The sequence below is a fragment of the Acidovorax sp. KNOB132 genome, assembly GCF_057541515.1.
In genome coordinates this window covers 1-8,546 of the sequence record NZ_BAAJYT010000167.1, presented here as the reverse complement: position 1 = coordinate 8,546, position 8,546 = coordinate 1, and the positions used below count along the sequence as shown (strand labels likewise).

Sequence of the window (8,546 nt, the reverse complement as noted above, 5' to 3'; positions counted from 1 at the left end):
TCGCTCACGCGCTGCACGCTGCTCACGATCTCTTCCATGGTCGTGCCCGCGTCCTGCACCAGCGCGAGCCCGCTTCCACCTTCTCGACCGAGTTGCCGATGAGCGCCTTGATTTCCTTGGCCGCTTCGGCCGAGCGACCGGCCAGGCTGCGCACCTCGCTCGCCACCACGGCAAAGCCGCGGCCCTGTTCGCCGGCGCGGGCGGCTTCCACCGCAGCGCTCAGCGCCAGGATGTTGGTCTGGAAGGCAATGCCATCGATCACACCGATGATGTCCTCGATCCTGCGGCTGCTTTGCTGGATCTCCTCCATGGTGGCCACCACCTGCGCCACCACCTCGCCGCCGCGCCGCGCCACGCCCGAAGCGCCCTCGGCCAGACCGCTGGCCTCGCGCGCGCTGCCGGCGCTTTGCTGCAGGGTGCTGGAGAACTGCTCCATGGTCGCGGCCGTCTGCTGCAGATTGCTGGACGTCTGCTCGGTGCGCGCGGACAGATCCTGGTTGCCCGCGGCGATCTCCGCGCTGGCGATGGCGATGCTGTCGGTGCTGCGGCGCACCTGCTGCACCACGCGACCCAGCGAATCGCCCATGGTCTGCAGCGAGCGCAGCAGGTCGCCCAGCTCGTCGCCCCGCACCGAGGCCTGGGTGCCACTCAGGTCACCGCCCGCGATGCGCGCGGCCAGCGCGTTGGCCTCGGCCAGCGGCTGCTGGATGCTGCGGATCAAAAAATAAGCCCCCGCCACCATGCCCGCCACCAGCAGCGCCACGGCCAGGGCGCCCATGCGCACGGTCACGAGCCGCTCCGCGGCCACGGCCTGCTGCCCGGCCTGGGCATTGCGCTGCTGCAGCTGCACGAAGTCGCGCAGCGTCTGCAGATAGGCGGACACGGCCGGGTTGTAGCTTTGCTTGACCAGCGTGGTGGCTTCGGCCTGCTGTCCCCCGGCCTTCAGCTGGCGGGCCCGCGTGCGCAGGTCGATCGTGACCTTGCGCGCGTTGGCGATGGTGGCCATCTGCGCCTTGTCGGCCTCTGACAGCGGCAAGGCCTCCAGCGATTTCTGCACCTCGGTGATCTGCGCGGACGTGGCCGCGATCAGGTCCTTGAACTCCGCCTCCACCGCCGGATCGCTGCTCACGATGACGGCCTGCGTGCGCGCGGCGTTGGTCTCGGTGAGCCCGGCCCAGCGCAGGGCCGCTTCCACCCGCATGGCCATGTCGGCCGTGACCTGCGCGGAGCGGGCCTGCGTGGCGGCCGAGCGGTAGGCCGAAGTGCCGACCACGGCGGCCAGCGCGATCACGATCGCGGCGACAGCCCCCCAGAGCTTGTGGGAAATGCGCAGATTCTTCATGGCCGATCTCCGTTGGCTCCAACAACCCAGGAAAGAGGTCTCCATGGTGCGCATGGTTGGGTGGCCTTGTGCAGGGCACAAACCCTTGGGCGCGGGCCCGCGCGCCTGCGCAGCCCCAGCCCCAGCGCCCGTCGCCGCGGGCCGCTGGGCGGCTGCGCGGCGACCGGGGGGTTATTCGACCCGGAACACCGCCGACGGCTTGAAGCCCAGATCGGCGGCCTTGCCCTTGCGCCCGCGCGGCGAGCGGGCGTTGTTCAGCGAACGGATCTCCAGCGTCTCCTCGCGCTCCTTGCCGCCGCGCCCCAGGCCTTCCAGGCGGATGCTGCGCGTGTACGCCACTGCGCCCGCCAGTGTGTCCTTCGGCTCCAGGTCGATCAGCATCAGGCCCCGGCCGCCGTTGGCCATGGTCTTGAGCTCGCCGATCTCGAAGGTCAGGATGCGTCCGCCCGCCGATGCGCAGGCCACGTGCGTGGCCGGCGCCAGCAGTTGCGCGCCACTGGTGCCCCAGGCGTGGGACGGGCGGCATACGGTCTCGCCCTCGCCCAGCGAGAGGAAGACCTTGCCGCCCCGCTGGCGCGCCGTCATGTTCTCGACCGAGGCGAGGAAGCCGTAGCCGCCCGAGCCCGCCAGCAGCAGCGTGGCGACCGCCGGCCCGGCGAAATAATGCAGCAGCTGCGTGCCCGACTCCAGCTCGATGAGCGTGGTGACCGGCTGGCCATCGCCGCGCGCGCCGGGCAGCAGCGACACCGCCACCGAGTACACCCGGCCGTTGCTGCCGAAGGCCAGCAGCGTGTCGACCGTGCGGCATTCGAAGGTGGCATACAGGCCGTCGCCCGCCTTGAAGGCGAAGCTGCCCGGCTCGTGCCCATGGCCGCTGCGCGCGCGCACCCAGCCCTTTTGCGAGACGACCACGGTCACGGGCTCGTCCACCACGCGCACCTCCGCGATGGCCTTCTTCTCGGCCTGGATGAGCGTGCGGCGCGCATCGGCGAAGGTCTTGGCGTCGGCCTCGATCTCCCGGATCATCAGGCGCCGCAGCGAACCGGGGTTGCCCAGGATGTCCTCCAGCTTGCCCTGCTCGGCGCGCAGCTCCTTCAGCTCCTGCTCGATCTTGATGGCCTCCAGCCGCGCCAGCTGGCGCAGGCGGATTTCCAGGATGTCCTCGGCCTGCCGGTCCGACAGCGCGAAGCGCGCGATCAGCGCCGCCTTGGGCTCGTCGCTGGCGCGGATGATGGCGATCACCTCGTCGATGTTGAGCAGCACGATCTGCCGCCCTTCGAGGATGTGGATGCGGTCCAGCACCTTGCCCAGGCGGTGCTGCGAGCGCCGCACGATGGTGCCCTGGCGAAAGGCGATCCATTCCTCCAGCATCTTGCGCAGCGACTTCTGCACTGGCTTGCCATCCAGCCCCACCATGGTCAGGTTGATGGGCGAGGAGGTCTCCAGGCTGGTGTGCGCCAGCAGCGTGGTGATCAGTTCCTGCTGCGGCACCTTGCCGGTCTTGGGCTCGAACACCAGGCGCACCGGCGCGTCCTTGCTGGACTCGTCGCGCACGGCATCGAGCACAGCCAGCACGCTGCCCTTGAGCTGCACCTGGTCCTGCGACAGGGCCTTCTTGCCGGCCTTGACCTTGGGGTTGGTGATTTCCTCGATCTCCTCCAGCACCTTCTGCGTGCTGACGCCGGGCGGCAGCTCGGTCACGATGAGCTGCCACTGGCCGCGCGCGAGGTCTTCGATCTTCCAGCGCGCGCGCACCTTGAGGCTGCCGCGCCCCGTGCGGTAGGCGTCGGCGATGTCGCCCGCCGTGCTGATGATCTGGCCGCCGCCGGGGTAGTCCGGCCCGGGCACGATGGCCATCAGCTCCGCCTCGGACAGCTGCGGCGCCTTGATGAGCGCCACGCAGGCATCGGCGATCTCGCGCAGGTTGTGGCTGGGGATTTCGGTCGCCAAGCCCACCGCGATGCCGCTGGCGCCGTTGAGCAGCGCGAACGGCAGGCGCGCGGGCAGCTGGCGCGGCTCCTGCGTGCTGCCGTCGTAGTTGGGCATGAAATCAACCGTGCCCTCGTCGATCTCGTCGAGCAGCAGGCTGGTGATGCGCGACAGCCGCGCCTCGGTGTAGCGCATGGCCGCGGCGCCATCGCCGTCGCGGCTGCCGAAGTTGCCCTGGCCATCGATCAGCGGGTAGCGCTGGTTGAAGTCCTGCGCCAGGCGCACCAGCGCGTCGTAGGCCGACTGGTCGCCGTGGGGGTGGAAACGGCCCAGCACGTCGCCCACCACGCGGGCGCTCTTGACCGGCTTGGCCGCCACGTTGCGGGTCGGGCCCGAATACCCCAGGCCCATGCGGTCCATGGAGTAGAGGATGCGGCGCTGCACGGGCTTGAGGCCGTCGCACACGTCGGGCAGCGCGCGGCCCTTGACCACGGACAGGGCGTACTCCAGGTAGGCGCGCTGGGCGTAGCCGGCCAGGCCCAGGCTGTCGTCCGATTCGGGCGGGGAAAGATCGAGAGGGGTTTGGTCGCTCATTCGGGAAATCGAAGGTCAAGGGGCGCGCGGGGCGCCGACGGTGCGGGCCGGCAGGCCGGCCGCAGCGCTTTGGGATGGGGTGTCATCGGAACCGGCGCCCAGTTCCATGCGCACGCGGCCCGGCGTGGCCCGGTGGGCCAGCAGCGGTGCCGGGGGCTTGAGCTGGGCATACAGGCCCAGCACGCTTTTCACGTAGTTCTGCGTTTCGCGGTAGGCCGGAATGCGGTTGCCGGCGCGCTGCACGGCGCCCTCGCCCGCGTTGTAGGCGGCCAGCGCCAGGTCGGTGCGGCCGTCGAAGAGGTCCAGCAGGTGCCGCAGGTAGCGCGTGCCGGCCGACACGTTGATCGCCGGTTCGGTGAGCTTTTGCTCCACCGAGCGGCGCGCCTCGCCCGCCACGCCGAAGCGGGACGCCGTGGCGGGCATGAGCTGCATCAGCCCCACCGCGCCCCTGGGCGATACGGCGCGCGCGTCGAAGCCCGATTCGGTGGCGATCAATGCCTGCAGCAGTTCGTAGTCCACGCCGTTCTGGCTGGCCGATGCGCGCAGGTGGTGCTTGACGCGCTTGTAGTCGGGGGAGATGTCGAAGAAGGCCAGCAGCCGGGCACCGGACGGCGTGGCCGCGGTGGCGCCCGCGGATGCCGCCGCCGGGCCGTCGCGGGTGGAGTCGAAATCGTTGCCGCGAAAGAACAGCCCGTAGCGCCCGTCCACCTGCTCGGCCGCGAAGTGGGTCACGCCGCGCTCGTCCACATAGGCCCACAGGTCGGCGCGCGCCGTTTGCTGCAAAAACAATAGCAGCATGCCGGCGCAAACCACGCGCCAGAGGCCAGAAAGGCCTGAACGTCCGAACCGGTCGCGCCAGGCCATGGCTCAGATGTCCACTTCCACGGCGTCGCCGTGCAGTTCCATGAGTTCGCGGCGGGCGGCGGCCTCGCCCTTGCCCATCAGCTTGGTGATGAGGCCTTCGGTGGCGGCGAAGTCCATGTCGCCCAGCTGCACGGGCAGCAGGCGGCGCGTGTCGGGGTTGAGCGTGGTTTCCCACAGCTGCTCGGCGTTCATCTCGCCCAGGCCCTTGAAGCGGCTGATCTGGCACTTCTCGCGCGCCACGCCGTCCTTGGCGCATTTGTCGAGGATGGCCGCCAGTTCGCCCTCGTCCAGCGCATACATCTTGGAGGCCGGCTTCTTGCCGCGCGCCGGCACGTCCACGCGAAACAGCGGCGGGCGTGCCACGTAGATGTGGCCGGTCTCGATGAGCTTCGGAAAATGGCGGAAAAACAGGGTGAGCAACAGCACCTGGATGTGCGAGCCGTCCACGTCGGCATCGGACAGGATGCAGACCTTGCCGTAGCGCAGGCCCGAGAGGTCGGGCGAATCGTTGGGTCCATGCGGGTCCACGCCGATGGCCACGGAAATGTCGTGGATCTCGGTGTTGCCGAAGAGCCGGTCGCGGTCCACCTCCCAGGTGTTGAGCACCTTGCCGCGCAGCGGCAGGATGGCCTGGCTTTCCTTGTCGCGGCCCATCTTGGCGCTGCCGCCGGCCGAGTCGCCCTCGACCAGGAAGACTTCGTTGTGCGCCAGGTCGCGGCTCTCGCAGTCGGTGAGCTTGCCGGGCAGCACGGCCACGCCGGAGCCCTTGCGCTTTTCGACCTTCTGGCCGGCCTTCTGGCGCGTCTGCGCGGCCTTGATGGCCAGCTCGGCCAGCTTCTTGCCATAGTCGACGTGCTGGTTCAGCCACAGTTCGAGCGCCGGGCGCACGAAGCCGCTCACCAGCCGCACCGCGTCGCGGGAATTCAGCCGCTCCTTGATCTGGCCCTGGAACTGCGGGTCCAGCACCTTGGCCGACAGCACGTAGCTGGCGCGGGCGAAGACGTCCTCGGGCAGCAGCTTGACGCCCTTGGGCAGCAGCGAATGCAGTTCGATGAAGCTTTTGACGGCATTGAACAGGCCGTCGCGCAGGCCGCTTTCGTGCGTGCCGCCCGCGCTGGTGGGGATCAGGTTGACGTAGCTCTCGCGCACCGGGTGGCCGTCTTCGGTGAAGGCCACGCACCAGGCGGCGCCCTCGCCTTCGGCGAAGCTCTCGTGGTGCCGGTCGGCGAAGCCTTCGCCTTCGAACAGCGGGATCACCGGGTCGGCGTTCAGCGTCTGGCCGAGGTAGTCGCGCAGGCCGCCCTTGTACTGCCAGGTCTGCGTCTCGCGCGTCTTCTCGTTCACGAGGGAGACCGACACGCCGGGCATCAGCACCGCCTTGCTGCGCAGCAGGTGCGTGAGCTCGCCCATGGGCAGCGCGGTCGCCTCGAAGTACTTGCCGTCGGGCCACACGCGCACCGTGGTGCCCTGCTTGCGCTCACCGGCGGCCAGCGGTCGGGCCACCAGCGGCTCGGTCACGTCGCCGCCTTCGAACACCAGGCGGGCCACCTTGCCCTCGCGGTGGGTGCTGGCCTCCAGACGCAGGGCCAGCGCATTGGTCACCGAGACGCCCACGCCGTGCAGGCCGCCCGAGAAGCTGTAGGCGCCGCCCGAGCCTTTGTCGAACTTGCCGCCCGCGTGCAGGCGGGTGAACACGAGTTCGATCACCGGGGCCTTTTCTTCGGGGTGCAGGCCGAACGGGATGCCGCGGCCGTCGTCTTCCACGCTGACCGAGCCATCGGCGTGCAGCGTGACCTTGATCTTCTTGCCATGGCCGGCGAGCGCCTCGTCGGCCGCGTTGTCCAGCACTTCCTGGATGATGTGCAGCGGGTTGTCGGTGCGGGTGTACATGCCCGGACGCTGCTTGACGGGTTCCAGTCCCTTGAGGACGCGGATCGAGCCTTCGGAGTATTCGCTTGGCGGGGTGGAGGAGGGTTTGGCTGCCATGGGGGCGGATTGTAGTGCCGCAGGGCCGGATGGGCTGGATATAAACCCAGCCCTCCTTTCACCCGCCGCCGATGCCCGCGGTGGAATGGGTCGCGAAGGCGTGCACGCGAATGCGCCGCTTTGGCTACATTTGCCGGATGCCTCAAGACCCCCAGAAATTGTCCATGGCCCAGGTATTGGTGTGTGGCGCCGCCATCGTCACGCTGTCCATGGGCATCCGCCACGGCTTCGGGCTGTGGCTGCAGCCCATCACCCAGGACATGGGCTGGACCCGCCAGTCGTTCGCGCTGGCCATCGCGGTGCAGAACCTCGCCTGGGGCTGCTTCGGCATCTTCGCGGGCATGGCGGCCGACCGGTTCGGCGCCTTCCGCGTGCTGATCGGCGGGGCCGTGCTGTACAGCCTGGGCCTGGTCGGCATGGCCCTGTCGCCCACGCCGGCGCTCTTCGCCCTGACCGCGGGCGTGCTGATCGGCGCGGCGCAGGCGGGCACCACCTATGCGGTCATCTACGGCGTGCTGGGCCGGCAGATCGCGCCGGAGAGGCGCTCCTGGGCCATGGGCGTGGCGGCGGCGGCCGGCTCGTTCGGGCAGTTCCTGATGGTGCCGGTGGAGGGCCAGCTCATCGTGCGCCTGGGCTGGCAGGAGGCGCTGCTGGTGCTCTCGGCCATGGTGCTGCTGATCGTGCCGCTGGCCTTCGGCCTGCGCGAGCCGGGCTTTCGAAGCCGCACCACCACCCCGCGCTCGCAGACGGTGGGCCAGGCCATGGGCGAGGCGCTGCGCTACCCGAGCTTCCTGATGCTGACGGCGGGCTACTTCGTCTGCGGCTTCCAGGTGGTGTTCATCGGCGTGCACATGCCCAGCTACCTCAAGGACCACGGCATGTCGCCGCAGGTGGCCAGCTACGCGCTGGCGCTGATCGGTCTGTTCAACGTGTTCGGCACGTACATCGCCGGCACGCTGGGCCAGCGCAATCCCAAGCGCTACATCCTCGCCTTCATCTACTTCGCCCGGGCCGTGGCGATCAGCGTGTTCCTGCTGGTGCCGCTGTCGCCGCTGTCGGTGTACGTGTTCTCGGCGGTGATGGGCGTGCTGTGGCTGTCCACCATCCCGCCCACCAACGCCACGGTGGCGCAGATCTTCGGCGTGCAGCACCTGTCCATGCTGGGCGGGTTCGTGTTCTTCAGCCACCAGATCGGCAGCTTCCTGGGCGTCTGGCTGGGGGGCTACCTGTACGACACCACCGGCAGCTACGACCTGGTCTGGTACCTGGCCATCGGCCTGGGCGTGCTGGCCGGGCTGGTGAACCTGCCGGTCAAGGAAAGCCCGATCCACCGGGCGCCGCAACCGGCCTCCGCCTGAAAAGCGCCGGAACATGCCGCCCACCCCGCACCCCTCGCCGGGCCCTGCCCGCACCGCGCGCCCAGCTCGCGCCCACCGGGCGTGGGCCTGGGGCGCCGCCGGCGCGGTGCTGCTGGCCGCCGTGTTCCTCCTGTATGCGGAGCCGGACTTCGTGGTGATGATGGCCGACCAGCTGTGGGCCTGCTTCTGACGATGGCGCCAAATCGCCTTCATGCCGGCGATTTAATTGCCTTTAATGCTATTATTTTCATAGCAAATGCCAGCCATTCACAGCCTTGAGCCGCCTTCGGAATGGGTCCGGCGCTGGGCCCATCTCCTGCCGCCCGGCGCCAGCGTGCTGGACGTGGCCTGCGGCAGCGGCCGGCACCTGCGCTGGCTCCACGGCCGCGGCCACCCCGTGACCGGCGTGGACCGCGACCCCGACGCGCTGGCCCCGCTGCGGGGGCTGGGCGAAATCCTCTGCGCGGACATCG

6 protein-coding genes and 1 pseudogene are annotated in these 8,546 nt (G+C 69.5%); 3 read left to right on the top strand and 4 right to left on the bottom strand.

Going from position 1 to position 8,546, the window contains the following annotated elements:
• From AC27IO_RS17515 to AC27IO_RS17500, 4 genes and pseudogenes are all read right to left on the bottom strand, one after another.
• Positions 1-1,342: pseudogene (locus AC27IO_RS17515) on the bottom strand (methyl-accepting chemotaxis protein); the annotation flags it as partial.
• A gap of 171 nt (positions 1,343-1,513) precedes the next feature.
• Positions 1,514-3,865 carry a DNA topoisomerase IV subunit A gene (gene parC, locus AC27IO_RS17510; protein WP_498739914.1) on the bottom strand — a complete coding sequence of 784 codons (2,352 nt, stop codon included), beginning with the start codon at positions 3,863-3,865 and terminating at the stop codon, positions 1,514-1,516.
• A 15-nt stretch (positions 3,866-3,880) separates the two neighbouring features.
• Entirely contained in the window at positions 3,881-4,663 is a 783-nt protein-coding gene (locus AC27IO_RS17505) for a lytic transglycosylase domain-containing protein (RefSeq protein WP_498739913.1), read from the bottom strand.
• A gap of 69 nt (positions 4,664-4,732) precedes the next feature.
• Positions 4,733-6,715, bottom strand: a complete 1,983-nt coding sequence (locus AC27IO_RS17500) for a DNA topoisomerase IV subunit B (RefSeq protein ID WP_498739911.1) — start codon at positions 6,713-6,715, stop codon at positions 4,733-4,735.
• A gap of 137 nt (positions 6,716-6,852) precedes the next feature.
• On the opposite strand from AC27IO_RS17500, the gene AC27IO_RS17495 reads away from it, so the two are divergent.
• From AC27IO_RS17495 to AC27IO_RS17485, 3 genes are all read left to right on the top strand, one after another.
• Entirely contained in the window at positions 6,853-8,073 is a 1,221-nt protein-coding gene (locus AC27IO_RS17495) for an MFS transporter (RefSeq protein WP_498739909.1), read from the top strand.
• A 13-nt stretch (positions 8,074-8,086) separates the two neighbouring features.
• The gene (locus tag AC27IO_RS17490; RefSeq protein WP_284430147.1) at positions 8,087-8,263 is read left to right on the top strand and encodes a hypothetical protein; all 177 of its coding nucleotides are present in this window, start codon (positions 8,087-8,089) and stop codon (positions 8,261-8,263) included.
• Positions 8,264-8,329: 66 nt separating this feature from the next.
• Positions 8,330-8,546 (top strand): class I SAM-dependent methyltransferase (locus AC27IO_RS17485; protein WP_498739907.1); only part of this gene is annotated, 217 nt, incomplete at its 3' end.